24 protein-coding genes are annotated in these 24245 nt (G+C 75.0%); 5 read left to right on the forward strand and 19 right to left on the reverse strand.

The window, feature by feature from the left end; translation table 11 throughout:
* Nucleotides 1-100: 100 nt before the first annotated feature.
* From rlmB to J1G43_RS15205, 4 genes are read right to left on the reverse strand one after another with little or no spacing between them, the layout of a single operon-like run.
* Nucleotides 101-1102 carry a 23S rRNA (guanosine(2251)-2'-O)-methyltransferase RlmB gene (gene rlmB / locus J1G43_RS15190; protein WP_207340468.1) on the reverse strand — a complete coding sequence of 334 codons (1002 nt, stop codon included), beginning with the start codon at nucleotides 1100-1102 and terminating at the stop codon, nucleotides 101-103.
* Entirely contained in the window at nucleotides 1102-2541 is a 1440-nt protein-coding gene (gene cysS / locus J1G43_RS15195; RefSeq protein ID WP_207340467.1) for a cysteine--tRNA ligase, read from the reverse strand. The genes rlmB and cysS overlap by 1 nt, the downstream gene beginning before the upstream one ends.
* 58 nt (nucleotides 2542-2599) lie before the next feature.
* Complete coding sequence (locus J1G43_RS15200) at nucleotides 2600-3850, reverse strand: alanine racemase (RefSeq protein ID WP_207340466.1); 1251 nt, start codon at nucleotides 3848-3850, stop codon at nucleotides 2600-2602.
* Nucleotides 3847-4572 (reverse strand): TetR/AcrR family transcriptional regulator, encoded by a 726-nt coding sequence (locus J1G43_RS15205; RefSeq protein WP_207340465.1) that lies wholly within the window; start codon nucleotides 4570-4572, stop codon nucleotides 3847-3849. Before J1G43_RS15205 ends, J1G43_RS15200 begins: the two co-directional genes overlap by 4 nt.
* Nucleotides 4573-4715: 143 nt before the next feature.
* On the opposite strand from J1G43_RS15205, the gene J1G43_RS15210 reads away from it, so the two are divergent.
* Nucleotides 4716-6062 (forward strand): D-arabinono-1,4-lactone oxidase, encoded by a 1347-nt coding sequence (locus J1G43_RS15210; RefSeq protein ID WP_207378770.1) that lies wholly within the window; start codon nucleotides 4716-4718, stop codon nucleotides 6060-6062.
* Nucleotides 6063-6191: 129 nt separating this feature from the next.
* A complete protein-coding gene (locus tag J1G43_RS15215; RefSeq protein ID WP_249670759.1) occupies nucleotides 6192-7112 on the forward strand; it encodes an NADP-dependent oxidoreductase in 921 nt (306 codons plus the stop codon).
* On the opposite strand, the gene J1G43_RS15220 is transcribed toward J1G43_RS15215, so the two are convergent.
* From J1G43_RS15220 to J1G43_RS15235, 4 genes are all read right to left on the reverse strand, one after another.
* Nucleotides 7102-7356 carry a hypothetical protein gene (locus tag J1G43_RS15220; RefSeq protein ID WP_207340462.1) on the reverse strand — a complete coding sequence of 85 codons (255 nt, stop codon included), beginning with the start codon at nucleotides 7354-7356 and terminating at the stop codon, nucleotides 7102-7104. The genes J1G43_RS15215 and J1G43_RS15220 overlap by 11 nt on opposite strands.
* A 146-nt stretch (nucleotides 7357-7502) precedes the next feature.
* Nucleotides 7503-7991, reverse strand: a complete 489-nt coding sequence (ispF, locus tag J1G43_RS15225) for a 2-C-methyl-D-erythritol 2,4-cyclodiphosphate synthase (protein ID WP_089800501.1) — start codon at nucleotides 7989-7991, stop codon at nucleotides 7503-7505.
* Nucleotides 7988-8731 carry a 2-C-methyl-D-erythritol 4-phosphate cytidylyltransferase gene (gene ispD, locus J1G43_RS15230; protein WP_207340461.1) on the reverse strand — a complete coding sequence of 248 codons (744 nt, stop codon included), beginning with the start codon at nucleotides 8729-8731 and terminating at the stop codon, nucleotides 7988-7990. The genes ispF and ispD overlap by 4 nt, the downstream gene beginning before the upstream one ends.
* Before the next feature lie 91 nt (nucleotides 8732-8822).
* Nucleotides 8823-9305, reverse strand: coding sequence for a CarD family transcriptional regulator (locus J1G43_RS15235; protein WP_046530074.1), 483 nt, complete (start codon nucleotides 9303-9305; stop codon nucleotides 8823-8825).
* A gap of 439 nt (nucleotides 9306-9744) precedes the next feature.
* Between J1G43_RS15235 and J1G43_RS15240 the strand changes: the two genes are divergently transcribed.
* Entirely contained in the window at nucleotides 9745-10317 is a 573-nt protein-coding gene (locus J1G43_RS15240; protein WP_207340460.1) for a hypothetical protein, read from the forward strand.
* 117 nt (nucleotides 10318-10434) lie between these two features.
* Here J1G43_RS15240 and pstB read toward each other — a convergent pair whose 3' ends face one another.
* From pstB to J1G43_RS15270, 6 genes are all read right to left on the reverse strand, one after another.
* Nucleotides 10435-11214, reverse strand: coding sequence for a phosphate ABC transporter ATP-binding protein PstB (gene pstB / locus J1G43_RS15245; protein WP_207340459.1), 780 nt, complete (start codon nucleotides 11212-11214; stop codon nucleotides 10435-10437).
* A gap of 36 nt (nucleotides 11215-11250) precedes the next feature.
* Nucleotides 11251-12315 carry a phosphate ABC transporter permease PstA gene (pstA, locus tag J1G43_RS15250; protein ID WP_207370929.1) on the reverse strand — a complete coding sequence of 355 codons (1065 nt, stop codon included), beginning with the start codon at nucleotides 12313-12315 and terminating at the stop codon, nucleotides 11251-11253.
* Nucleotides 12315-13316 (reverse strand): phosphate ABC transporter permease subunit PstC, encoded by a 1002-nt coding sequence (gene pstC, locus J1G43_RS15255; protein WP_207340457.1) that lies wholly within the window; start codon nucleotides 13314-13316, stop codon nucleotides 12315-12317. Before pstC ends, pstA begins: the two co-directional genes overlap by 1 nt.
* 149 nt (nucleotides 13317-13465) lie before the next feature.
* Entirely contained in the window at nucleotides 13466-14566 is a 1101-nt protein-coding gene (pstS, locus tag J1G43_RS15260) for a phosphate ABC transporter substrate-binding protein PstS (RefSeq protein WP_207370930.1), read from the reverse strand.
* A 153-nt stretch (nucleotides 14567-14719) separates the two neighbouring features.
* The gene (locus J1G43_RS15265; protein ID WP_207378771.1) at nucleotides 14720-15427 is read right to left on the reverse strand and encodes a response regulator transcription factor; all 708 of its coding nucleotides are present in this window, start codon (nucleotides 15425-15427) and stop codon (nucleotides 14720-14722) included.
* The gene (locus J1G43_RS15270; protein ID WP_207378772.1) at nucleotides 15424-16605 is read right to left on the reverse strand and encodes a cell wall metabolism sensor histidine kinase WalK; all 1182 of its coding nucleotides are present in this window, start codon (nucleotides 16603-16605) and stop codon (nucleotides 15424-15426) included. The genes J1G43_RS15265 and J1G43_RS15270 overlap by 4 nt, the downstream gene beginning before the upstream one ends.
* 151 nt (nucleotides 16606-16756) lie before the next feature.
* Here J1G43_RS15270 and phoU point away from each other — a divergent pair, with 151 nt between their 5' ends.
* Nucleotides 16757-17431, forward strand: coding sequence for a phosphate signaling complex protein PhoU (gene phoU / locus J1G43_RS15275; protein ID WP_207340453.1), 675 nt, complete (start codon nucleotides 16757-16759; stop codon nucleotides 17429-17431).
* 89 nt (nucleotides 17432-17520) lie between these two features.
* Here phoU and J1G43_RS15280 read toward each other — a convergent pair whose 3' ends face one another.
* The 5 genes from J1G43_RS15280 to J1G43_RS15300 form a co-directional block, all read right to left on the reverse strand.
* Nucleotides 17521-18261, reverse strand: a complete 741-nt coding sequence (locus tag J1G43_RS15280; protein WP_207340452.1) for a phosphoglyceromutase — start codon at nucleotides 18259-18261, stop codon at nucleotides 17521-17523.
* A 62-nt stretch (nucleotides 18262-18323) separates the two neighbouring features.
* A complete protein-coding gene (locus tag J1G43_RS15285; protein WP_207378773.1) occupies nucleotides 18324-19658 on the reverse strand; it encodes a glycosyltransferase in 1335 nt (444 codons plus the stop codon).
* A 78-nt stretch (nucleotides 19659-19736) separates the two neighbouring features.
* Nucleotides 19737-20240, reverse strand: coding sequence for a hypothetical protein (locus J1G43_RS15290; RefSeq protein WP_207340450.1), 504 nt, complete (start codon nucleotides 20238-20240; stop codon nucleotides 19737-19739).
* 127 nt (nucleotides 20241-20367) lie between these two features.
* A complete protein-coding gene (locus tag J1G43_RS15295) occupies nucleotides 20368-21450 on the reverse strand; it encodes a beta-propeller fold lactonase family protein (RefSeq protein ID WP_207378774.1) in 1083 nt (360 codons plus the stop codon).
* 164 nt (nucleotides 21451-21614) lie between these two features.
* On the reverse strand, nucleotides 21615-22949 hold the full coding sequence (locus J1G43_RS15300; RefSeq protein WP_242635843.1) for an ROK family transcriptional regulator: 1335 nt from the start codon (nucleotides 22947-22949) through the stop codon (nucleotides 21615-21617).
* A gap of 98 nt (nucleotides 22950-23047) precedes the next feature.
* On the opposite strand from J1G43_RS15300, the gene xylA reads away from it, so the two are divergent.
* A complete protein-coding gene (gene xylA / locus J1G43_RS15305) occupies nucleotides 23048-24238 on the forward strand; it encodes a xylose isomerase (RefSeq protein ID WP_207340448.1) in 1191 nt (396 codons plus the stop codon).
* The last annotated feature ends 7 nt before the right edge of the window (nucleotides 24239-24245 follow it).

The following is a 24245-nucleotide window of genomic DNA, read 5'->3' on the forward strand; positions in this document are numbered from 1 at the left end:
CCCGCCGGCAGGCGCACCCGCCTGACGGTGCACCCGCCTGACGGTGCACCATCACGCGCGCGGCGCCCGCAGGGGTCCCCGGCGGGCGCCCTCGCCGCCCTCAGACGGCGCGCTGGCGCGCGACCTCGTACAGCGCGATACCCGCGGCCACGCCGGCGTTGAGCGACTCGACGGCGGACGCGATCGGGATCGAGACGATCGCGTCGCACTGCTCGCGCACCAGCCGGGACAGCCCCTTGCCCTCGGAGCCGACGACCAGCACGAGCGGGTCCGCGGCGAACGGCAGCTCACCGAGCGGCACGTCGCCGCCGGCGTCGAGGCCGACGACGAACACCCCGGCGCGGCGGTAGTCCTGCAGCGCGCGGGTGAGGTTGGTCGCGCGGGCCACGGGCACGCGGGCGGCCGCACCGGCCGAGACCTTCCAGGCGGAAGCCGTCACGCCGGCGGCACGCCGCTCGGGGACCAGCACGCCGTGCGCCCCGAACGCCCCCGCGGACCGCAGCACGGCACCGAGGTTGCGAGGGTCCGTGATGCCGTCGAGCGCGACGACGAGCGGTGCCGTGCCCGACGCCTCGGCGGTGTCCAGCAGGTCGTCGGGCTCGAGGTACTCGTACGGCGGCACCTGGATCGCGACGCCCTGGTGGACGCTGCCGTCGGTCAGCCGGTCGAGCTCGGCACGGCCCACCTCGAGCAGCGGGTAGCCCGCGTCCGCGGCGGTCGAGATGATCTCGCGCGTGCGGTCGTCGGCCTCGAGGCGCGACGCCAGGTAGACGGTCGACACCGGGATCCCGGCACGCAGCGCCTCGACCACGGAGTTGCGGCCGGACACGATCTCGTGGGTCGACGAGGTGCGGCCCCCACGGGAGCCGGATGCCCCGCGCGCGGCACGTGCCGACGGGCGACCGGACGCGCCCGACGTGCCGGTGGCCTTCTCCGCCGCGACCTTGCGCTTGTGCGCGACGTGGTACGGCCGGTCCTCGGCCTTGGGCGTGGGGCCCTTGCCCTCGAGCGCACGGCGGCTGTGCCCGCCGGTGCCGACGCGGGCGCCCTTCTTGCTCCCCGGCTTGCGGGTCGCGCCTCGGCGCTGGGAGTTGCCGGCCATCAGTCCTCCGTGGTGTGGGTCGCGGGCGCGGCGAGCGTCCAGCGCGCACCCGTCGGGGAGTCCTCGACGACGACTCCCGCAGTGGTCAGCCGGTCGCGGATCGCGTCGGCGGTGGTCCAGTCGCGGGCGGCACGTGCCGCCGCGCGTGCGTCGAGCTCGGCGCGCACCAGCGCGTCCAGGGCCCGCGCGGTGCGCCCGTCACCGGCCGCCGTGCTCCACTGCGGGGAGCCGGGGTCGAGGCCGAGCACGTCGAGCATGCCGCGCAGCGCCACCATCGCGGTGCGGGCGGTGTCGTCGTCGCCCGCTGCGAGCGCGCTGTTGCCCGCGCGCAGCGTCTCGTGCACGGCCGCGAGCGCGGCGGGCACGTTGAGGTCGTCGTCCAGTGCGGCGGCGAAGGCCGCGGGCAGCTCGACGTGCGCCACCTCGTGGTCCGAGGCGGCACCGACGCGCTCCGCGGCCCGCTGCACGAACCCGGCGAGCCGGTCCCACGTCGCCTCGGCCTCGGCCAGCGTGTCATCGGTCCACTCGAGCATCGAGCGGTACTGCACCGCGGTGAGCGCGTAGCGGACGACGGCGGCCGGGGCCTTCTCCAGCACCGTGGTCACCAGCAGCCCGTTGCCGAGCGACTTGCTCATCTTGGCGCCACCCTGCGTGACCCAGCCGTTGTGCAGCCAGTACCGCGCGAACCCGTAGCCCGCGGCGCGCGACTGCGCCTGCTCGTTCTCGTGGTGCGGGAAGCGCAGGTCGAGGCCGCCGCCGTGGATGTCGAACGCCTCGCCCAGGTACCGGTGCGCCATGGCCGAGCACTCCAGGTGCCAGCCGGGTCGGCCCCGCCCGTACGGGGTGTCCCACGACGCGGTCGCGGGCTCCCCGTCCTTCGGGGCCTTCCACAGCGCGAAGTCGTGCGGGTCGCGCTTGCCGGTGCCCGCGTCCTCGGGGACGTCGGTCATGTCGTCGACGCGCTGGTTGGTCAGCGAGCCGTACTCGGCCCACGAGCGCACGTCGAAGTACACGTCGCCCGGGCCCGCGACGTAGGCGTGGCCGCGCTCGACGAGCCGGTCCATGAGGTCGAGCATCGCCGGCACGTGACCGGTCGCCCGGGGCTCGTAGTCCGGGGGCAGCACACCCAGCGCGTCGTACGCGGCCGCGAACGCCCGCTCGTTGGTCAGCGCCCAGGCCCACCACTCGCTGCCGGCGGCCGCGGCCTTGGCCAGGATCTTGTCGTCGATGTCGGTGACGTTGCGGACCAGCGTGACGCGCACGCCCTTGCGGCGCAGCCAGCGGACCAGCACGTCGAACGCCACCGCGGAGCGGACGTGGCCGATGTGCGGCGGCGCCTGCACGGTGGCACCGCACAGGTAGATGCCGACCCGACCCTCGACGAGGGGGACGAAGTCGCGCACCGCCTGGGTGCCGCTGTCGTACAGCCGCAGGTTCACCGCCCCAGGTTACCGGGGCGGGCTGCCCGCGCCCGACCGGCACCGCGGGTGGCCGCGCTCAGCCGGCGCAGATGCCCTCGCCGCGGTACGTGGGCACGGTGGCCTCGACGCGGTCGCCGCGCACCAGGTGCACCTCGGAGAAGCGCTCCATGACCTCACCGGCCTTGGCGTGGCGGAACCACACGCGGTCACCGATGCGCAGGTCGGCGCGGGCGGGGACACGCAAGGGCGTCTGCACCTCACCGGCGCCCTCGCGTCCGCCCAGCCGCAGCCCTGCCGGCTGCACGGGCCGGGGCAGGCGTCCGGGCCCCGGCGGCCCGGACGCGACGTAGCCGCCCCCGAAGACCGTGGCCCACCCGTCGCCCGGGATGCGCACCACGTCGAGCCCGATGTACGCGGCGGGCCGCGGCCTGAAGGCGCGGTACCCGTCGAACAGCGTGGGCGCGAACAGTCCCGACCCCGCGGTCACCTCCGTGACACCCGGTGCGGCCGCGCTGACCTCGAGCGAGCCCGTCCCCCCGGAGTTGACGAGGTCGATCGGATGCCCCGTCGCGGCTGTCACGGCGGCCACGACCTCGGCCCGGCGTCGGGCCAGCTCGCGCGCCGACGCTGCCTTGAGCAGCCGCACACCCGCGGTCGCGTCCGGCAGCCCGGCGATCTGCGCCTCGTAGAGCATGACGCCGCGGACGTCGAGGCACCCGCGCCGCTCGACCGCGCGGGCGAGCGCCGCCGCGTCGGCGGGCGTGCGCACCGGCGAGCGCCGCACCCCCACGTGCAGGGTGAGCGGGCCGCGTCCCAGCCGCAGGGACGCGTCCACGTCGAGGCAGACCCGCAGCCGACGGTCGTGGCGGCGGGCGGCAGCGGCCAGCAGGTCGGCCTGGACGGTGTCGTCGACCATGAACGTCACGGCGGCGGCCGCCTGCGGGTCCGCAGCGACGGCGTCCACCGCGGCGGCGTCGACGGTCGGGTACCCGAGCAGGACGTCACGCACGCCGTGACCGGCGAGCCAGCGGGCCTCCGTGGCCGCGTACGCCATGACGCCGGCGAACCCGGGCCGTGCCAGCACCTGCTCGAGCACGTGCCGCACCCGGACGGACTTGCTGGCGACGCGCACGGGCGTGCCGCCGGCCCGCCGCACCACGTCCGTCGCGTTGGCCTCGAGGGCATCGAGGTCCACCACGACGAGCGGTGCGGACAGGCCGGCGGTCGCCGCGTCGAGCCGCTCCCCCAGCGTGCGTGTCACCGGACCCGTCGCCGACGCCGCGCCGGCGGTGGTGCCGGCGCCGCGCGCCGCGGTCGGTGCGGTCATGCCAGGGCGGTCACCCCGGCCGGAGCGACCGGCGGCGCGATCGAGCGCACCTCCGCCGTCCGTTCCTGCGGGTCCTGGTCCTGGGCCTGCTCCGTCGGGGCCATGTCACCGAGCAGGGCGGACTCGTCCAGCGGCACCGCCAGCGTCGCCAGGTGCTCGGCGAACAGCCGCAGCCCCTGGTAGCCGGCCTCCGCGTCGCCGTCGACGAGCCACGCGAGCGAGAACCCGTCGATGGTCGCGATGATGGAGCGCGCGATGAGGTGCCGCGGCGCGCGCCACGTGACGCCGCCGGCCCGCTCGATCTCCTCGAGGAACTGCTCGGCCGCGGCCCAGCTGCCGATGTACTGGTCGACCCCGACCTGCTGGAGCTCGGGGTGACGCAGCGACGTCGTCGTCAGCTCGTACGTCAGCAGCTGCGGCCCGCGGGTCGCGCGGATGTTCGCCCACAGCCCCTCGAGCACGCCCATGATGAGGTCGCGCGCGGGCGCGGAGGCCGGCATCTCGGCCATGCCGCGGGCGAGGTTGCGTTCCGTGATCGTGTGCGCCATCGCGCGCAGCAGCTCGTCCTTGTCACGGAAGCAGTAGTGGACGACACCCAGGGAGACACCCGCCTCGGCGGCGACGGCGCGAACCGTCGCACCGTCGATGCCCTCCCTGCTCGCCACGTTCAGTGCGGCCTCGATGAGCTGCTCACGACGCTCGGCGACCGGCAGACGGCTCATTGCATCCTCCTCGTGGACGTCGGACGAGCACACCCCCCCGGCAGCCGTCGACGCCTCTCGAGGTTCATCTCATCGGTAGTCGTGACGATAGTCAAGGATTTCCCGCACTTGACTTGGACGGACGCCCAGCGGATTCTGCTGAGATGGGAGCACGTGGGCCCGGGGGGGCCGGTGGCCCGACGTGGCGCAACTGGGCGCGGACGCAGTCCGCGACCCCCCTGAGGGTGGCACGACCTCGCGACCTGGAGGCGCTCGTCCAGGAGGTGACCACCGCGACGGCCGCCGGGCGGCGGCTGCGCGCGGTGGGGTCGGGTCACTCGTTCACCGGAGCGGCCGTGACCGACGGCGTGCAGCTCCACCTCGACGCGCTGACCGGCGTCGAACGGGTCGCTCCCCGCCCGGACGGGAACGCCCACGTCACCGTGGGAGCAGGTACGCGCCTCGCCGACCTCAACGCGGCCCTCGCGGCGCGCGGCCTGGCGATGCGCAACCTGGGCGACATCGACCGGCAGACCGTGGCCGGGGCGATCAGCACCGGCACGCACGGCACCGGCGCACGCCTCGGCGGGCTCGCCACCCAGGTCGTCGGCTGCCGCGTGGTCACCGCGGCCGGCGACGTGGTCGAGGTGTCCCCCGGGCACGACCCGGAGCTCTTCGAGCTGGCCCGGCTGGGCCTGGGCACCGCGGGTGTGCTCGCCGCGGTGACGCTCGAGGTGGTGCCCGCCTTCCGCCTGCGTGCCCGCGAGGCGCCGATGCCGCTGGCGGAGCTGCTCACCCGCATGGACGAGCTGGCCGACGCCAACGACCACTTCGAGCTCTTCTGGTTCCCGCACACCGACCGCGCGCTCGCCAAGTGCAACAACCGCGTGGCCGACGACGAGGCGGACCAGCCGCTGCCACTGCTGCGCCACCTCGTCGACGACGAGGTGCTGTCCAACGGCGTCTTCGCGGTGACGAACCGGCTCGCCGCGGCGTACCCGCGGGCCGTCCCGCCGCTCAACGCCGTGGCCGGCCGTGCGCTGGCCGGACGCACGTACACCGCAGGCTCGGCCGACGTCTTCGTCGCGCGTCGCCGCGTCCGGTTCCGCGAGATGGAGTACGCCGTGCCGCGCGAGCACGTCCCCGACGTGCTCCGCGCGGTGGACCGCTGGCTGCGGACCACGCGCGAGCCGGTGCCCTTCCCTCTCGAGGTGCGCTTCGCCGCCCCCGACGACCTGTGGCTGTCCACCGCGCACGGTCGCGCGACCGGGTACGTCGCCGTGCACCAGTACCACCGCATGCCGCACCGCCGGTACTTCGACGCCGTCGAGCGGATCATGGCCGAGGTCGACGGCCGACCCCACTGGGGCAAGCTGCACGGCCTGGACCACGTCCGGCTCGCCGCGCTCTACCCCCGGCTGGCCGACGCCAACCGCGTCCGGGCCCGGGTCGACCCCACCGGCACGTTCCGCAACGACTACGTCGACCGCGTCCTGGGCCCGTTGCCCTGATGCACCCGGCGCCGCGGCACACCAGGGGTCACGTCCGGACGTTTCAGGCGAACGGGCGACTCGCCGGGTCTGGTCAGACGCGCCGTCGCCCGTAAGGCTGAGCGGGTGGCGGACCAAGGACGGGCGGTCGTGGCGAGCGCGCTGGGCGGGCCCGAGGTGCTGCGGGTCGTCGAGGTGGACCTCCCCCCGCCCGGGCCGGGCGAGGTGCGCGTGCGCGTGCACGCCGCCGGCGTGAACCCGTGGGACTGGAAGTCGTACGCACCGGGGTCGGGCGGCCGGCCGCCCGTGCGCCTGGGGCTCGAGGTCGCCGGCGTCGTGGAGGCCGTCGGCCCGGGCGTGCGGTGGTACTCCCCTGGCGACGAGGTCGTCGCCTCGCCCGTCACGGGCGGTTACGCGGACGTGGTCACCGCACCGCAGGACGTCCTGGTGCGCCGGCCGGACGGGCTGGACACGGTCCGCGCGGCGGCCCTGCTCGCCGCCGGCGTGACGGCCGTGCACGCCGTGGAGGCCACCGCGGTGGACGCCGGCGACGTGGTGCTGGTGCACGGGGCGTCCGGCGGCGTCGGGCGCATGGCGGTGCAGCTCGCGGTGCTGCGCGGCGCCCGCGTGCTCGCCACGGCGTCACCGAGGTGGCACGACTGCCTGCGGCGGCTCGGCGCGGAGCCCGTCGCCTACGGGCCGGGGCTGACCGACCGGGTCCGCGACCTCGTCGCGGGCAACGGCCCGGTCACCGTCGCGATCGACACGGTCGGCACGACCGAGGCGCTCGACACGTCCGTCGAGCTCGTCGCCGACCGCTCCCGCGTCGCGACGATCGTGGCGCTGGACCGGGCCGTGCGGCTCGGGGTACGGGGCCTGGGGTACGGGCCCGGCGCCGACCCGGGCACGGCGGTCCGGCAGGCGGCGCGCGCACAGCTCGCCGCCCTGGCCGCGGACGGGACCCTCGACGTGCAGATCACCGGCACGTACCCGCTCGAGGAGGCGGAGGCCGCGCACCGGCGCAGCCGCGAGGGTCACGCCGGGGGGAAGCTGGTCCTGCTCACCCGGTGACGCGCGACTGCGCGCCCGTCACGGGCGGCCACAGGTCGGGCGGGGGCGTGCGGGGCGCCGCGGGGCGGGCGGTGTCGTCGATCTGCTGCAGGCCCGCGAACGTGGCCTCCAGCGTGTCGAGCGACACGCGGTTGCGCTGCCGGACGGGCAGCGTGCGGGGCCGTCGGGGCAGGCCGACCGGGCCCGCCGCCGGGGGCGCGCCGAGCGCGGGAGCGCGCTCACTGTCTGTCGGTGGGACTGTCACGTGGAGGGACGGTACCGGCGATTCGTCCGCTTGGCGACGGACGTCCGGCCCGACGGGCGCCACCGGCGAGGTCACCCGGACGAGTTCACCCGCGCGGGTGGTGGCGTTCCCACATCGTGAGCGGGTCGCCCACGCCCGCGGGCCTCTCAGCCGGCGTCGCTCGTGACGAGAGCGGTGGCGATCGCCGCGACGCCCTCCCCGCGTCCCGTCAGCCCGAGCCCGTCCGTGGTGGTCGCCGCCACCGTGACCGTCGCCCCGCAGGCCATCGACAGCACGGCCTGCGCCTCGATGCGGCGCGGGCCGAGCTTGGGCCGGTTGCCGACCACCTGCACGGCGACGTTGCCGATGGTGAAGCCGGCGGCCCGCACGCGGCGCGCCGCCTCGGCGAGCAGCGCCGCACCCGACGCCCCGGCCCAGCGCGGGTCCGCGGTGCCGAACTGCTGCCCGAGGTCGCCGAGGCCCGCGGCGGACAGCAGCGCGTCGGCCGCCGCGTGGGCGGCGACGTCCGCGTCGGAGTGGCCGGCGAGCGGCCGCTCCCCCGGCCACTCCAGGCCGGCCAGGTGCAGCACCGCGTCGGGCGCGGGGTCGGGGTCGTAGGCGTGCACGTCGATGCCGATGCCGGTGCGCAGGTTCACGCCGGAGCTCCCGTCGTCAGGGCCTGCGCGACCATCAGGTCGCGGGCCGTCGTCACCTTGGCGGCACGCTCGTCACCGGGCACCACCCACACCCGCACGCCGGTGGCCTCCACCAGCCCCGCGTCGTCGGACGCCGCTGTCGTCTCGTCCGCGCCGCGGCCGGACCCGACGGCGTGCGCCCGCTCCAGGACGTCCCGGGCGAAGCCCTGCGGCGTCTGCACCGCGACGAGGTCACCGCGCGGCACGGTCTCGAGCACGGGCCGGCCGGTCCCGTCGCCGGCCCCGACCCGCTTGATCGTGTCGACCACGGGCAGGCCGGGCACCACGGCCGCGTGACCGGAGCGCACCGCCTCCACGACCCGCGCGACGAGGGCGGGCGGGGCGAACGGCCGTGCCGCGTCGTGCACCAGCACCACGTCCACGTCGTCCGTCAGCTCCGCGAGCCCCGCCGCGACCGACTCCTGCCGCGTACGCCCGCCGCCGACCACGTCGAGCCGGACGTCGGCGGCGGCCTCGTCGACCACCTCGCCCACGAGTGCGGCGACGGTGTCGAGGTGGGCGGCGGGCGCGGTGACGACCAGCTGGGTCACCGACGCGCCGTCGGCGGTGCGGGCGGCCAGCAGCGCGCGCGCGGCGTGCACCACGAGCGGCACCCCGGCCACGGGGACCACGGCCTTGGGCAGCGCGTGACCCAGGCGCGAGCCGCTGCCCGCGGCGGTCAGGACGGCGGCGATGGTCATGGGGGCATCGTGCCTCGCCGGTGCTGCCCCGGCACAACCCGACACAGCAGACGGCCCGGGTGCAGGACACCCGGGCCGTCGTGCGGGCCGTTCAGGAGGCGAGGACCTCGTCGAGGATGGCCTCGGCCTTGTCCTCCTCGGTCTTCTCGGCCAGGGCGAGCTCCGAGACGAGGATCTGACGGGCCTTGGCGAGCATGCGCTTCTCGCCGGCGGACAGGCCGCGGTCGGCGTCCCGGCGCGACAGGTCGCGCACGACCTCCGCCACCTTGATGACGTCACCCGACTGCAGCTTCTCGAGGTTGGCCTTGTAGCGCCGCGACCAGTTGGTCGGCTCCTCGGTGTACGGGGCGCGCAGCACCTCGAACACCCGGTCGAGCCCTTCCTGGCCGACGACGTCGCGGACACCCACGAGATCGACGTTCTCCGCCGGAACCTCGATCGTCAGGTCGCCGTGAGCGACCTTCAGCTTGAGGTAGATCTTCTCCTCGCCACGGATGGTCCGGCTCTTGATCTCTTCGATCTTGGCTGCACCGTGGTGCGGGTAGACGACGGTCTCCCCAACAGTGAAAGTCATCTGTCGGTGTCCCCTTTCGCAGACGTGTATGGTATCACGTCCCACTCCTGCGCATTCCGGTGGTCCGGCGACGTCCGCGCTGGTCAGCGTGCCGGGCGACCACCGGTCACGCCGCTGGTCAGCGGCGCCCACCGGCGCCGGGACGGGTGCCGGACGCCGCACCACGACCCCGGGCACAAGGACGCGCACCACGCGGCGGTGCGACCCGCGCACCACCCGCGCGGACCCGTGGGCGCGTGGCGGCGTCCACGCCGCGGCCCGCCGTGCGCGCAGCCGGCACCCCGCCGCGCACCTCCCCCCGCGGCTCGCGGCGCCCGCCGACGGTAGGCTGACCTGCGGCTCGTCCAGCGTGCGACCGGCGCCCCGGCGCCGGCACGTGGCCCGGCCCGCCCCACCCGCACCCGCCGCCTCCGCGCGCGAGACCCGAGCAGGAGCCCTCGTGACCCGCCTCCGCCCCCGCACCGCCCGGACCGCCGCCGCCGGCCTGGTGGCCGCCGCAGCGCTCGTCCTGACCGGCTGCTCCGCGACCAACCCGATCACCACCATCGGGGAGTACGAGGCGTCCGACGGCGCCGGCACCACGCTGGACGACGTGCGCGTGCTCAACATGCTGGTCGTCGCGGCCGAGCTGGACGGCCCCGGGGTCCTCACCGGAGCGGTCGCCAACGACTCGGGCGACGCCCAGGAGGTCACCCTGCAGGTGGGCGACGAGGAGCCGACGAGCCTGGACGTGCCCGCGGGCGGCACCGTGCTGATCGGCGCGGCGGACGCGCCCGCGCGCTACAGCGCGGTGGACGTGCCCGTGGCCGCGGTCGCGGCGCGCCCCGGCGGGCTGGTCCCCCTGAGCATCACGACCACCACCGGCGGCACGGTCGAGCTGATGGTCCCCGTGCTCGACGGCGCGCTGCCCGAGTACGCGGCGCTGCTGCCGGGCGCGACGCCCAGCCCGGCGTCGACGCAGGACGCCTCGGAGCCGCAGCCCGAGGAGATCGTCGAGGAGAACCAGGGCTGAGCACGACGCACCACGAGGGGCCGACCACCGCGAGGTGGCCGGCCCCTCGTGCGTCCCGGGGCGTGCGTCGCTGCACGGCCGCCCCCTCCGCGACCGCCGCACCGACCAGCGCGCCGGTCAGCCGAAGCGGCCCGAGATGTAGTCCTCGGTCGCCTGCTCGCGCGGCGAGGAGAACATCGTCGCGGTGTCGTCCATCTCGATCAGCCGGCCGGGCTTGCCCGTCCCGGCGATGTTGAAGAACGCCGTGCGGTCGGACACCCGCGCGGCCTGCTGCATGTTGTGCGTGACGATCACGATCGTGTACTCGGACTTCAGCTCGGCGATCAGGTCCTCGATGGCGAGGGTCGAGATCGGGTCGAGCGCCGAGCACGGCTCGTCCATGAGCAGCACCTGCGGACGCACGGCGATCGCCCGCGCGATGCACAGGCGCTGCTGCTGACCGCCGGACAGGCTCGAGCCGGGGCGCGCCAGGCGGTCCTTCACCTCGTTCCACAGGTTGGCGCCACGCAGCGAGCTCTCCACCAGGTCCTGCTGGTCGCCCTTGGACATGCGGCGGTTGTTGAGGCGCACGCCGGCCAGCACGTTGTCGGCGATGGACATCGTCGGGAACGGGTTGGGCCGCTGGAACACCATGCCGACGAGCCGGCGCACGGTCACCGGGTCGACGTCGGGGGCGTACAGGTCCTGGCCGTCCATGAGCGCCTTGCCCTGCACGCGCGCACCGGGGATGACCTCGTGCATGCGGTTGAGGGTGCGCAGGAACGTCGACTTGCCGCAGCCGGACGGGCCGATGAGGGCCGTGGCCTGCCGGGCCTCGATGGTCATGTTGACGCCGGCGACGGCGAGGAAGTCGCCGTAGAACACGTCGAGGTCCGAGACGTCGATCCGCTTGGACATGGGGATCCTTCCTGGGAGGTCGGTGCGGGCCCGCTGTCAGCGGGCGCCCTTCGGGGCGAACCAGCGGCTGACGAGCCGGGCCACGAGGTTGAGGAGCATGACGACGAGGATGAGGGTGAGCGCGGCGGCCCACGCCCGGTCGATGCCGGTGCCGCCCTGCTCGTACTGCCGGTAGGCGAACACGGGCAGCGTCGCCATGCGCCCCTCGAACAGGTCGGTGTTGACCTGGGTGATCAGGCCCACCGTGAGGAGCAGCGGGGCGGTCTCCCCGATGACGCGGGCGACGGCCAGCATCACGCCGGTGACGATGCCGGCGGCGGCGGTGCGCAGCACGACCTTGACGATCGTCAGCCACTTGGGCACGCCCAGCGCGTACGACGCCTCGCGCAGCTCGTGCGGCACCAGGCGCAGCATCTCCTCGACGGAGCGGATGACGACGGGCGTCATGAGCAGCGCCAGCGCGACGGCACCCATGACCCCCGAGCGGTACGCCGGGCCCATGACCAGCGTGAACAGCGCGAACGCGAACAGGCCCGCGACGATCGACGGGATGCCGGTCATGACGTCGACGAGGAACGTGATGCCGCGCGCGAGCGGCCCGCGCCCGTACTCCACCAGGTAGATGGCGGTGAGCAGGCCGATCGGCACCGAGATGGCGGCCGCCGCGGCGGTCACCAGCAGCGTCCCGATGAGCGCGTGGCGGATGCCGCCGGACGTCATCTCCCCGAAGACGCCGACCATGTCGGTGGTGAGGAACTCCCAGCCGAACGCGTCCGACCCGCGCGTCACGACCAGCAGCACCAGCGAGACCAGCGGGACGAGCGCCAGCAGGAAGGCGCCGGTCACCAGCGTGGTGGCCAGGCGGTCGGCGGCACGGCGGGGCCCCTCGACGACGCGGGAGGTGATGCTCGAGACGAGGACGAACAGCACGGCCCCCAGGACGACGACGCCCGGCGTGGACGCCGAGCCCGTCGCGAGCAGCACGACGAGGGACACGGCCAGCGAGCCGCCGGCGAACGCCCACGTGCTCCACCGCGGCAGCCGCCGGTGCGCGTCCCCCGTGAGCAGGCCCGCGGAGGCGGCGGGCGCGTCGACGGTCATCAGTTGGCTCCCGAGAACTCGGCGCGCCGCGCGATGATCCAGCGCGCGACGAAGTTGACGACGAAGGTGATGACGAACAGCGCCAGGCCCGTGGCGACCAGCACGCTGACGCTCAGCCCGCTGGCCTCCGGGAACTTCGAGGCGATGTTCGCGGCGATGGTCTGCTGCTGGCCCGGCTTGAGCAGGAAGAACGAGAACAGGAACCCGGGCGAGATGACCATGAGCACGGCCATCGTCTCGCCCAGCGCGCGACCCAGGCCGAGCATCGAGGCGCTGATGACGCCGGAGCGCCCGAACGGCAGCACCGCCTGGCGCACCATCTCCCAGCGGGTCGCGCCCAGCGCGAGCGACGCCTCCTCGTGCAGGCGCGGGGTCTGCAGGAACACCTCGCGCGACACCGCCGTGATGATCGGCAGGATCATCACGGCCAGCACCACGGAGGCCGACATGATGTTCTTGGCGGGCGCCTGGTAGTCCGCGAAGAAGGGGATGAAGCCGAGGTTCGTCGACACCCAGGCGAACACGGGGTCGAGCCGGCCGATCAGCCAGAGCGCACCCCACAGGCCGTAGACGACCGACGGGATCGCGGCGAGCAGGTCGATGAGGTAGCCCAGGCCCTGGGCCAGTCGGCGCGGCGCGTAGTGCGAGATGAACAGCGCGATGCCCACGGACACCGGCACGGCCATCACCAGCGCCAGCAGCGACGCGAGCAGCGTGCCGAAGACGAGCGGCCCGACGTACTCCAGGACGGAGCCGCCGGAGAACCAGGAGATCGCGTCGAGCTCCTCGCGGGACGCGGTCAGCGCCGGCCACGCCCGGGCGACCAGGAAGACCGCGACGGCCGCCAGCGTCACGAGGATGAGGATGCCCGCGCCGGTGGACAGGCCGGCGAAGACGCGGCCGGCGAGACGTCCGGTGGACGCCGCGCGCACGGCCTCGGCCGCGTCGGTGCGCGCCTGCGGTGCCGCGTCGCGCGGGGGTGGGGTGGTGGTCACAGCCACGGCTGCTCCATCGGTCGGGGAGGGTGGGAGCACCGCGGGGCGACGTCCCGGAGCGGGCCTGGTGCCCGGTCCGGGACGGCGTCGTCGCAGTGCCCGGGAGGTGCGGGTGGTGCGGGTGGTGCTGGTCGTGCGGCGGTGCGGGTCGGACGTCAGGGGCCGGTGATCGAGTCGATGGCCGCCTGGACCTCGGTGCGCAGCCCGTCCGAGATCGGCGCGGACCCGGCGACGGTCGGGTCGGCCGCCCGCTCCTGGCCCTCGGTGCTGGCGACGTACGTCAGGTACGCCTTGACCTTGGCGGCGTCCGCCTCGTCGGCGTACGTGGAGCACGCGATGGCGTACGAGACCAGGACGAGCGGGTAGGCGCCCGCCTCGGTGGTCGTGCGGTCCAGCTCGACGACCAGGCGCTTGTCCGTCGCGTCCTCGGCGCGCGGCGACGCGTCGACGACCTTCGCGGCGGCCTCGGCCGAGACCGGCACGTACGCGTCGCCGACCTTCAGCGCGACGGTGCCCAGGTCACCGGCGCGCGAGGCGTCGGCGTAGCCGATGGCCCCCTTCGCGCCGGAGACGGTGTCGATGACGCCCTGCGTGCCCTGGCCCGACTGCCCGCCGGACAGCGGCCAGTCGCCCGAGGCCTCGTGGGGCCAGGCGCCGCCCGACGCCGCCTCGAGGTACTCGGTGAAGTTCTCGGTGGTGCCGGACTCGTCCGAGCGGTTGACCGGGATGATCGCGGTCGACGGCAGCGTGACACCGGGGTTCTCCGCCGCGATCGCCGGGTCGTCCCACGTCGTGATCTTGCGGTCGAAGATCTTCGCGAGCGTCGCCGCCGACAGCTGCAGGTGCTCGGTGTCGAGGTCGGGCAGGTTGTACACGACCGCGATGGGGCTGATGTAGAGCGGCAGCTCCAGGGCCTCGCCGCCCTCGCAGCGCTCGGACGCCGCCGCGAGCTCGTCGTCCTTCAGGGCGGCGTCGGAACCCGCGAGCTGGACGGCCCCGGCCAGGAACTGCTCGCGCCCGCCGCCCGACCCGACGGCGTCGTAGCTGACGGCCACGTCGGGGTACGTGTCGTTGAACCCGGCGATCCAGCCGGCGACCGCCTTCTCCTGCGAGGAGGCGCCCGCGGCGGCCAGCGGGCCGCTGAGCCCGTCGCCGCCCTCCGCGGAGGACCCGGAGCTGCACGCGGCGAGCGTCAGCGCGAGCGCCGTCCCCGCGAGGATCGACGCACCGCTACGGCTGTGGGGAGTGAGCTTCACTGTGTCCCGTCCTGTCGGTCCGCGCGCACCGGTCGGTGCGCGGCCGACGCCGACGGTAGGGACCGCAGGTGACCGCACCGGCGGCTCCGGGTGAACCCCGGGTGAACGCTCGTCGACCAGACGCGGCGGCGGTGGGCCGCGGCGTGGCCCGCGTCACTCCACGGAGCCGTCCGACAGCTTGTAGCCGAGCCCGCGCACGGTCGTCAGGAGCGTGGGGTTCGACGGGTCGGCCTCGATCTTCGCGCGGATGCGCTTGACGTGGACGTCGAGCGTCTTGGTGTCCCCGACGTAGTCGGAGCCCCACACCCGGTCGATGAGCTGCCCGCGGGTCAGCACCCGGCCCGCGTTGCGCAGCAGCATCTCCAGCAGCTCGAACTCCTTGAGCGGGAACGGGACGAGCTCGCCGTCGACGTGCACCGTGTGCCGGTCGACGTCCATGCGGACCGTGCCGACCTCCAGCACGCCGTCGTCGTCCGCGTCGCCGGTCGCACGGGCCACCGGCTCCCGGCGGCGCAGCACCGCCCGGATCCGCGCCAGCAGCTCACGCGACGAGTACGGCTTGGTGACGTAGTCGTCGGCGCCGAGCTCCAGGCCGACGACCTTGTCGATCTCGTCGTCCTTCGCGGTGAGCATGATGACCGGCACGTCGGACTCCAGACGCAGCCGCCGGCAGACCTCCGTCCCGGGCAGGCCCGGGAGCATGAGGTCGAGCAGGACGAGGTCCGCGCCGTGCTCCGCGAACCGTTCGAGCGCCTCGGGGCCCGTCGCCGCGGTGACGACGTCGTAGCCCTCCCGGCCCAGCTGGTAGGACAGCGGGTCGCGGTAGGACTCCTCGTCCTCCACGAGCAGGATGCGGGTCACGGGGTGCTCCTCGGGGCGTCGGGGGTGGTGGAGGGCCGGGGCAGGCCGCGGGCGTCGGCGACGGGCAGGCGCAGCGTGAACGTCGAGCCGCGACCGGGCTGCGACCACACCGACACGTCACCGCCGTGGTCCGCGGCCACGTGCTTGACGATCGACAGTCCCAGCCCGGTGCCGCCGGTGTCGCGCGAGCGCGCGGGGTCCACCCGGTAGAACCGCTCGAACACCCGGTCCTGGTCCGCGGCGGCGATGCCGATGCCCTCGTCGACCACCGCGATCTCGACCAGGTCACCGTCGCGGCGGACGCCGACACTGACCCGGGCGCCCGCGGGCGAGTACGTGACGGCGTTGTCCAGCAGGTTGCGCACGGCAGTCACCAGGAGGTTGCGGTCGCCGTAGACGGTCACGTCCCGGTCCCCGCCGGCCACGACCCGCACACGCTTGGCGTCGGCCACCGTGCGCGTGCGGTCGACCGCCTCGGCCACGACGTCGTCGACCGCGACCGTGGTGACGTCCTCCAGCGCGCCGGCCACCTGCAGCCGCGACAGCTCGATGATCTCGTGCACCAGCGCCGACAGCCGTGCCGCCTCGGTCTGCATCCGGCTGCTGAAGCGGCGGACCGCCTCGGGGTCGTCGGCGGCGTCGTGCACCGTCTCGGCCAGCAGCGACAGCGCACCGACGGGCGTCTTGAGCTCGTGCGACACGTTGACGACGAAGTCCCGGCGGATCGCCTCGAGCCGGCGCGCCTGGGTGAGGTCCTCCGCGAGCAGCAGCACGTGCTCGGGGGTCACCTGCGCGACGCGCACCTGCAGCAGCAGCCGCGCCGGGCCGACGGGCCCGCGCGGCACCTCGAGCTCCTCGTCGCGGATGACGCCGTCGCGGCGCACCGCGCCCACCATGTCCCGCATGGCCGCGTGCACCAGGTGACCCTCGCGCACCAGGCCCAGCGCGTGCGCCGGCGGGCTGGCCCGCACCACGCGGTCCTCCGCGTCGAGGACGACCGCCGCCGACCGCAGCACCGCCAGGGTCCGCACCAGCCCGTCCTCGAGCTCGGGCCGGGGCTGCGGCGGCACCGTGCGCTGCTCGCGCTCGCTCCACCGGAACGCCGCGACGGCCACCGCCCCCACGAGCACGCCGACGACGCCGACGACCAGCGGGCCGCCTTCCACGATCCAGTCCACGACCGCCACACTAGGCCGGGTCGAGGCGCCCGCGACTCCGCCGTCGCACCCGGACGCCGAAACGCCGCCGCGCGTTCACCTGGCGGGTGTCGGTCGTTCACCGGCGCGTGCGAACGTGTGGGCCGCCACACCGCCCGAGAAGAGGGAGCACATGCGGGACATCTTCGAGGCCGAGCTCACCCAGCTCGGTCAGGACCTGGTCACCATGAGCGGACGGGTCGAGCAGGCCATCAGCAACGCGGGCGTCGCGCTGCTCACCGCCGACCTCCGGCTCGCCGAGTCCGTGATCGCGGACGACCTCGCGATCGACGCGCTGGAGCGCGACCTCGACGAGCGGTGCGTCCGGCTGCTCGCGCAGCAGCAGCCCGTGGCCACGGACCTGCGCGTCGTCGTCTCGGCCCTGCGGATGAGCGCGTCGCTGGAGCGCATGGGCGACCTGGCCCGTCACGTCGCCCAGGTGGCGCGAGCCCGCTACCCGGTCGTCGCCGTGCCGTCGGACCTCGTGGAGACGTTCACGCAGATGCAGGACGCCGCCGTGCGCGTCGCGCAGCGCGTCACCACGCTGCTGGGCACCCGGGACATGGCGCTGGCGGAGTCCATCCAGCAGGACGACGACCTGCTCGACGAGCTGCACGCCGGAACGTTCACGGCCATGCTGTCCGGCCCGTGGAGCCGCTCGGCACAGGAGACCGTGGACGTCACGCTGCTCGGGCGGTACTACGAGCGGTTCGGCGACCACGGCGTGTCCGTGGCGCGGCGCATGGTCTACCTCGTCACCGGTGACGTGGCGGACGCGCTGGACCCGGCCGCGGTGCGCGGCGCCTGACCGCACCCACGAGCGCGGGACCTGTTCCCGCACGCACGAGGCGCCCGTCCCGGGGAGGGGGCGGGCGCCTCTCGTGCGTGCCGGCGGGGTCAGCGACCCTGGTTGGCGACCGCGGCGATGGCGGCCTTGGCGGCCTCGGGGTCGAGGTACGTGCCGCCCTTCGTGACGGGCTTGAGGGTCTCCTCGTCCAGCTCGTACAGCAGCGGGATGCCCGTGGGGATGTTGATGCCGGCGATGGTCTGCTCGTCGATGTCGTCGAGGTACTTCACGATCGAGCGGATCGAGTTGCCGTGCGCGGCGACGAGGACGGTCTTGCCGGCCTTGAGGTCGGGCACGATCTCCGCGTCCCAGTACGGCAGCGCGCGGTCGAGGACCTGCGCGAGGGCCTCCGTGCGCGGGATCGGCTCGCCCGCGTAGCGCGGGTCCGCGTCCTGCGAGTACTCGGAGCCCAGCTCGATCTCCGGCGGCGGGACGTCGTACGAACGACGCCAGAGCATGAACTGCTCCTCGCCGTACTGCTCGAGCGTCTCCTTCTTGTTCTTGCCCTGCAGCGCGCCGTAGTGGCGCTCGTTGAGGCGCCACGAGCGCTTGACGGGGATCCAGTGACGGTCGGCGACGTCGAGCGCGTAGTTCGCGGTGGTGATCGCGCGGCGCAGCAGCGACGTGTGCACGACGTCCGGGAGCACGCCCGCGTCGGTCAGCAGGGTGCCGCCGCGCTTGGCCTCCTCGACGCCCTTCTCCGACAGGGGCACGTCCACCCAACCGGTGAACAGGTTCTTGGCGTTCCACTCGCTCTCGCCGTGGCGGAGCAGCACGAGGGTGTAGGTCATGCCTCCCATCCTGCCGCAGGCCGCCGGGACCCGCAGGGACGTCCGTCCCTGCGGGCGGCGGGTCAGCGCGTCGGCTCGGCCGCGACCGCGTAGACCTTGAGCACCTGGTCGGCCGCCGTGGACCACGCGTACCGCTCGGCCACCTGGCGCGCGCCGGCGGACCAGCGGGCGCGCCGCGCGTCGTCCGCGAGCGCGTCGGCGATCGCGTCCGCCCAGACCAGCGGGTCGTGACCGGGCACGAGGCGCCCGGACACGTCGTCGTCGACGACCGTGCGCAGGCCGCCGACGTCGGCCGCGAGGACCGGCGTCCCGCAGGCCTGCGCCTCGACGGCGACCAGCCCGAAGGACTCGGAGCGCGACGGCATCGCCACGAGGTCGGCCGCGTGGTACCAGGCGGCGAGCTCGTCGCGCGGGGCGGGCGGACGGACCACGACGTCGTCCTCGACGCCGAGGGTGACGGCGAGCGCTCGCAGCTCGCGCACCGCGGTGGGGCGCCCCGACGGCCCGCCGAGCACCACGAGCAGCGGCACCGGCCGGCCGCTCGCGCGCAGCTCCCCGACCGCGCGCACCAGCACGTCGGGCGCCTTGAGCGGCTGCACGCGGCCGGCGAAGAGCACGACCGGGCGGTCGGTCGGCAGGCCGAGGTGACGCCGGGCGGCGTCCCGCGCACCGGGCGCACCGGGGCGGAACCGGTCGAGGTCGACGCCGGGCTCCACGACGTGCACCCGCGCGGGGTCCGCGTCGTACAGCTCGACGAGCTCGCGCGCCTCCACCGGGGTGGACGCGATGAGGGCGTCGGCGTCGGCGACGACCTGCTCCTCGCCGACCACCCGGACGCTCGGCTCCGGGACGTCACCCGGCCCCAGGCTGAGGTTCTTCACCTTGGCGAGCGTGTGCGCGGTGTGGACCAGCGGCACCTCCCACCGCTGCGCCGCGATCGCGCCGACCTGGCCGGAGAGCCAGTAGTGCGAGTGCACGACGTCGTACCAGCCGGGCCGGCGCGCGGCCTCGGAGCGCAGCACGCCGGCGGCCATGCCGCACAGGACGCCGGGCAGGTCGTTCTTGTCGAGCGCCTCGAACGGTCCGGCGGGCACGTGGTGCACCAGCACGGGCGGGGTGACACCGGCGGGCACGACGTCGGCGAGCAGGACGTCGCGCGACGCCTCCGGGGACAGCGGGCGCCCGTCCGCGTCGACGCCGTCGAGCACGACCGTCTCGGGGACGTCGGACCGGGTGGCGCGGGTGAAGACCTCGACGCGCGCGCCCCGGGCCGCGAGCGCGTGCGCCAGCTCCAGGACGTACACGTTCATGCCGCCGGCGTCGCCCGTGCCGGGCTGGTCGAGCGGCGACGTGTGCACCGAGAGCATGGCGACGCGGGGCGCTCTCTCGGGGGTCACGGCCCCATTGTGACCCGCGGGCCGCTGCGGCGTCCTGCGGGTCCTCGGGCGCGCCGCGACACGGCCGGTGCGGCGCGCTCAGCCGCGGGCGACGGGGACGCGACCGCGGGCGCGCTCGGTGTCGAGCATGGTGCGCAGCGACACCCCGAGGCCGTACGTCACGAAGTCGCCGTGCGGCGTCAGGCGGACCATCACCGTCCCGGCCGCGGCCGCCTTCTCGGCGTCCTGGCCCATCAGCAGGCGCCGGCGCACGGCCGCGGGAGCCCGGTCGACGGGCAGCACCTGCGCGGTGGCCCGGCAGGTGATCGTCGCGGGCGGGATCGGCGCGACGAGCGCCAGCACGCCACCGCGGCGGACGGGCACCGTGAGCGACACCTCCGGCTGGTGGCGCAGGTGGTCGACCTTCCAGTCGGTCCCGTGCGCCGCGAACCACACGTGGTCCCCGTCGACCGCGGGGCTGACCCCGACGCTGCGGCCCTCGCCGCGGCGGTTCACCATGCCGACGACGACGAACGCCTGGCGGGCCAGCGTCGCCCACACCCGCTGCGAGGTCAGCCGCGGACCACCGGCGGGGGCGGTCACGCGAGCGCTCCGGCGGCTGCGGTGGGGACGACCTCGGGACGGGACATGCGGGCTCCTTCGTCGCACGTGGCCGGTGCGGCCACCGGGCGCGACGCTACCCCGCGGGCGACGGTCCGCCGGCCCGGCGTCAGCGCACCACCACCGGCACGACGCAGGCCGGCGACGGCAGGTCGACCCGCGCCACCTGCGCACCGTGCGCGTCGTGCACGACGAGTGCGTGCGCGTCCTGCAGCGCCACGACGGTCCACCCGTGCACCACGGCCAGGTGGCGGGGCGTCGGGCCGCTCAGCGGGTGCGTGACCGGCGCGCCGAGGGTGCCGCCGGGGCGGACGTCGAACGTGCTCACCGCGTCCGGGCCCCGCAGGCCGAGGGCGCGCACGCCCAGCAGCAGCCGGTCGCCGTCGAGCAGCACGTGCGACGGCGAGCGGCGCACGCCGTCGGCCGCCTCGGTCTCGGGCACCGCCGGGACACGCTGCAGCCCGGTCCCGGTCGCCGACCCCGCGTGCCAGTCCAGCACGTGCACGGACGCGTCGAGCTCGCCCACGACGTGGAGCCGGCCGCCGTCGGCCGAGAAGGCGACGTGCCGCGGTCCCGTGCCCGGCGGCAGGGCGGCCGCGACGCCGTCCGGGGTGAGACGACCGTCCGCGGCGCGGGCGTACCGGCGCAGCTCGTCGGTGCCGAGGTCGGCGACCAGGACGTGCCGGCGGTCGGGCGTCAGCGCGACGAAGTGGGCGTGCGGACCCTCCTGGCGGTCGGGGTCCGGGCCGGCGCCCGCGTGGTCGAACGTCTGCGCGGGCCGGCCGGACGCGACCACGTCGGGGGCGAAGCCGCCGTCGGGCGTCAGCGGCACCACGCCCAGCACGCCGTCGACGTAGTTCGCGACGTACAGCTCGTCGTCGACGACGAGCAGGTGGCAGGGCGCGACGCCGCCGGACGCGACCGTGGCGCGCGGGGTCAGGCCGCCGTCGGCGTCGATCTCGAAGGCCGTCACCGACCCGGGGTCGCTCTCCCCCACGGCGTACAGCCACCGCCCACCGGGGTGCGTCGCGACGAACGTCGGTGCAGGCGTCTCGACGACGAGCCGGGGCACACCCAGCCCGCCGGTCGTGGCGTCGAGGTCGACCCGCCACACGCCCTCGCCGAGCCCGGCCTGCGTGCCGATGCCGGCGTCCGGGAAGGTGCCGATCCACAGGGGTGTCGTCGCGCTCACGCCGCGACCTTACGCAGCGGGGCGCGGGCGGGGCAGGGGAACGCCGCCCCACGTCGACCCGTCGCCCACGTCCGGCCGCCCACCGCCGACGTCAGCCACCTGCCCCTCGTCCCACCCACCGGGACGTCGGGCGCGCGACTCAGCGCTCGGGACGGGCCGTGGCGTCAGCTCGTCGCGGGGGCGAACCAGACGGTCGGGTCCGCCACGACCGTGCGCAGCACCGCCAGCGCACCCCCCGTCATCGCCGGGTAGTCGCCCGCGGCCGCGCGCGTCACCGACGGCGACGACCAGTCGGAGAAGATCACGCGGTCGGCCAGCGTCTCGCTGACGACGTCGTGCACGTGGTCGAACACGCGCCCGAACGTCCCGCCCAGGACGATCTCGCTGACGTCGACGACGTTGGCGACCGTCGCCACCGCGAGCCCCAGCCAGCGCGCGGCGTCGCGGACGGCGTCGCGGGCGCGGGCGTCACCCGCGGCCAGGGCGGCGACGACCTCGGCGAACGGTGCGCCCGCCGCGAGGCCCGCGGCGCGCGCGATGGCGTCCTGGCCGACGTGCTGCTCGAGCGAGACGGGGTGCGCCCCGCCGGGGCCGCCGTCGACGACGACGTGCCCGATCTCCCCGCTCCACCCGTGCCGGCCGAGGAAGATCTCGCCGTCGAGCACGAGCGCACCACCGACGCCGACCTCGCCGGACACGTAGAGGAAGGACGGGGCGACCGCGCCGCGCCGGGCGTGCGCCTCGGCCCGGGCGGCGAGGTTGGCCTCGTTGGCGACGCGCGGCGGCAGCTCGGCGAGCACGGGGTGGGCGGCGAGGCGCGCGACGACGTCGACGTCCCGCCAGCCGAGGTTGGGGGCGTAGCGCAGCGGCCCGGTGATGCGGTCGACGAGGCCGGGCAGCGCCAGCGCGGTGCCGGCCACGCGGACGCCGTCGGCCGCGAGCGCGACCAGGACCGGCGCGGCGAGCGCCGCCAGCCTGTCGAGCGCCTCGTCCGGGTCGCTGCCGCGCAGGTCCACGCGCTCGACGGTCTCGACCAGGACGCCCCCGGCGAGGTCGACGGCGCGCAGCCCCAGGTAGTCGACGTTCACCTCCATGCCGACGCCCGCGACACGGCCGGACGTCGGGGCCAGCGGCACGGCGGGGCGTCCGGCGCGCGCGGCGGCGACGGGTGCCAGCTCGCGCACCAGCCCCGCCTCGATGAGCACGTCCACGAGGCTGGTGACGGCGCCGCGGGACAACCCGGTGGCGGCGGCGATCTGCGCGCGGGACGGCGCCGACGTCGCGTCGACGACCTGCCCCAGCGCGACGGACAGGTTGTGGGCCCGCATCTGCGCCTGGCGGGCGGCCCGCGACGGGTCGGGCACCTGCTCCGCGGCCCGCCCCTGGCGGGTCCGGGGACGTCCACCGACGACGACGGGGACCGTGCCGAGGGCGTCGTGCGGGGTCACCGGGGCGGCGGCGTGCACTGCGGCACCCGGCACCTCATCCACCGTCGGCATGGCTTGACCCTACCGACCTCCGGGGATAAATTCATCCCGAGAACAAAACCCGGTCGCTCGACAGCCGAGCGCCCGGCCCCCTCGACGCGGAGGCCTCCATGGTTCGCAAGCCCACCCCCGAAGACAAGTTTTCGTTCGGCCTCTGGACGGTCGGATGGAACGCGCAGGACCCGTTCGGCGCGGCGACCCGTCCGTGGCTCGACCCGGTCGAGTCCGTGCACAAGCTCGCCGAGCTCGGCGCCGCGCACGTGACCTTCCACGACGACGACGTGGTGCCCTTCGGCTCCTCGGACGCCGAGCGCGAGAAGATCCTCGACCGCTTCCGCGGCGCGCTGGCCGAGACCGGCATCACGGTCGAGATGGTCACGACCAACACGTTCACGCACCCGATCTTCAAGGACGGCGCGTTCACCTCGAACGACCGCCGTGTGCGTCGCTACGCGCTGCGCAAGATCCTGCGCAACGTCGACCTCGCCGCGTCGCTCGACGCCGACACGTTCGTGATGTGGGGCGGCCGCGAGGGCGCCGAGTACGACTCCGCCAAGGACCTGTACGCCGCGCACCAGGCGTACGCCGACGGCATCGACACCGTCGCCGCGTACATCAAGGAGAAGGGCTACGGCCTGCGCATCGCGATCGAGCCCAAGCCCAACGAGCCCCGCGGCGACATCCTGCTCCCGACGATCGGGCACGCGCTCGGCCTCATCGCCAAGCTCGAGCACGGCGACATCGTCGGCCTCAACCCGGAGACGGGCCACGAGCAGATGGCCGGCCTGAACTACACGACGGGCCTCGCGCAGGCGCTGTGGGCGGACAAGCTCTTCCACATCGACCTCAACGGCCAGCGCGGCATCAAGTACGACCAGGACCTGGTCTTCGGCCACGGCGACCTGTTCTCCGCGTTCGCGACGGTCGACCTCGTCGAGAACGGCTTCCCCAGCGGCGGCCCCAAGTACGACGGCCCGATCCACTTCGACTACAAGCCCTCGCGCACCGAGGACTTCGACGGCGTGTGGGCCTCGGCCGCCGCCAACATGTCGACGTACATCCTGCTCAAGGAGCGGGCGCAGGCGTTCCGCGCCGACCCCGAGGTCCAGGAGGCCATGGAGGCCGCCGGTGTCTTCGAGCTCGCGAAGCCCACGCTGAACGAGGGCGAGTCGCTCGCCGACTTCCTCGCGGACCGTTCCGCGTTCGAGGACTTCGACGTCGAGGGCGTGGCCAAGCACGGCTACGGCTTCGTGCGCCTCAACCAGCTCGCGGTCGAGCACGCCATGGGCGCGCGCGGCTGACCCAGCC

This window comes from Cellulomonas sp. zg-ZUI22 (assembly GCF_017353535.1).
Lineage (GTDB): Bacteria > Actinomycetota > Actinomycetes > Actinomycetales > Cellulomonadaceae > Cellulomonas > Cellulomonas wangleii.

Bases quoted from the DNA above. Each gene is read 5' to 3' on its own strand.
- J1G43_RS15205 (WP_207340465.1), bottom strand. From the start codon at position 4,572: ATGAGCCGTCTGCCGGTCGCCGAGCGTCGTGAGCAGCTCATCGAGGCC.
- rlmB (WP_207340468.1), bottom strand. From the start codon at position 1,102: ATGGCCGGCAACTCCCAGCGCCGAGGCGCGACCCGCAAGCCGGGGAGC.
- xylA (WP_207340448.1), top strand. From the start codon at position 23,048: ATGGTTCGCAAGCCCACCCCCGAAGACAAGTTTTCGTTCGGCCTCTGG.
- J1G43_RS15200 (WP_207340466.1), bottom strand. From the start codon at position 3,850: ATGACCGCACCGACCGCGGCGCGCGGCGCCGGCACCACCGCCGGCGCG.
- J1G43_RS15235 (WP_046530074.1), bottom strand. From the start codon at position 9,305: ATGACTTTCACTGTTGGGGAGACCGTCGTCTACCCGCACCACGGTGCA.
- phoU (WP_207340453.1), top strand. From the start codon at position 16,757: ATGCGGGACATCTTCGAGGCCGAGCTCACCCAGCTCGGTCAGGACCTG.
- pstA (WP_207370929.1), bottom strand. From the start codon at position 12,315: ATGACCGTCGACGCGCCCGCCGCCTCCGCGGGCCTGCTCACGGGGGAC.
- J1G43_RS15300 (WP_242635843.1), bottom strand. From the start codon at position 22,949: ATGCCGACGGTGGATGAGGTGCCGGGTGCCGCAGTGCACGCCGCCGCC.
- pstB (WP_207340459.1), bottom strand. From the start codon at position 11,214: ATGTCCAAGCGGATCGACGTCTCGGACCTCGACGTGTTCTACGGCGAC.
- ispD (WP_207340461.1), bottom strand. From the start codon at position 8,731: ATGACCATCGCCGCCGTCCTGACCGCCGCGGGCAGCGGCTCGCGCCTG.
- J1G43_RS15210 (WP_207378770.1), top strand. From the start codon at position 4,716: ATGGGAGCACGTGGGCCCGGGGGGGCCGGTGGCCCGACGTGGCGCAAC.
- J1G43_RS15280 (WP_207340452.1), bottom strand. From the start codon at position 18,261: ATGACCTACACCCTCGTGCTGCTCCGCCACGGCGAGAGCGAGTGGAAC.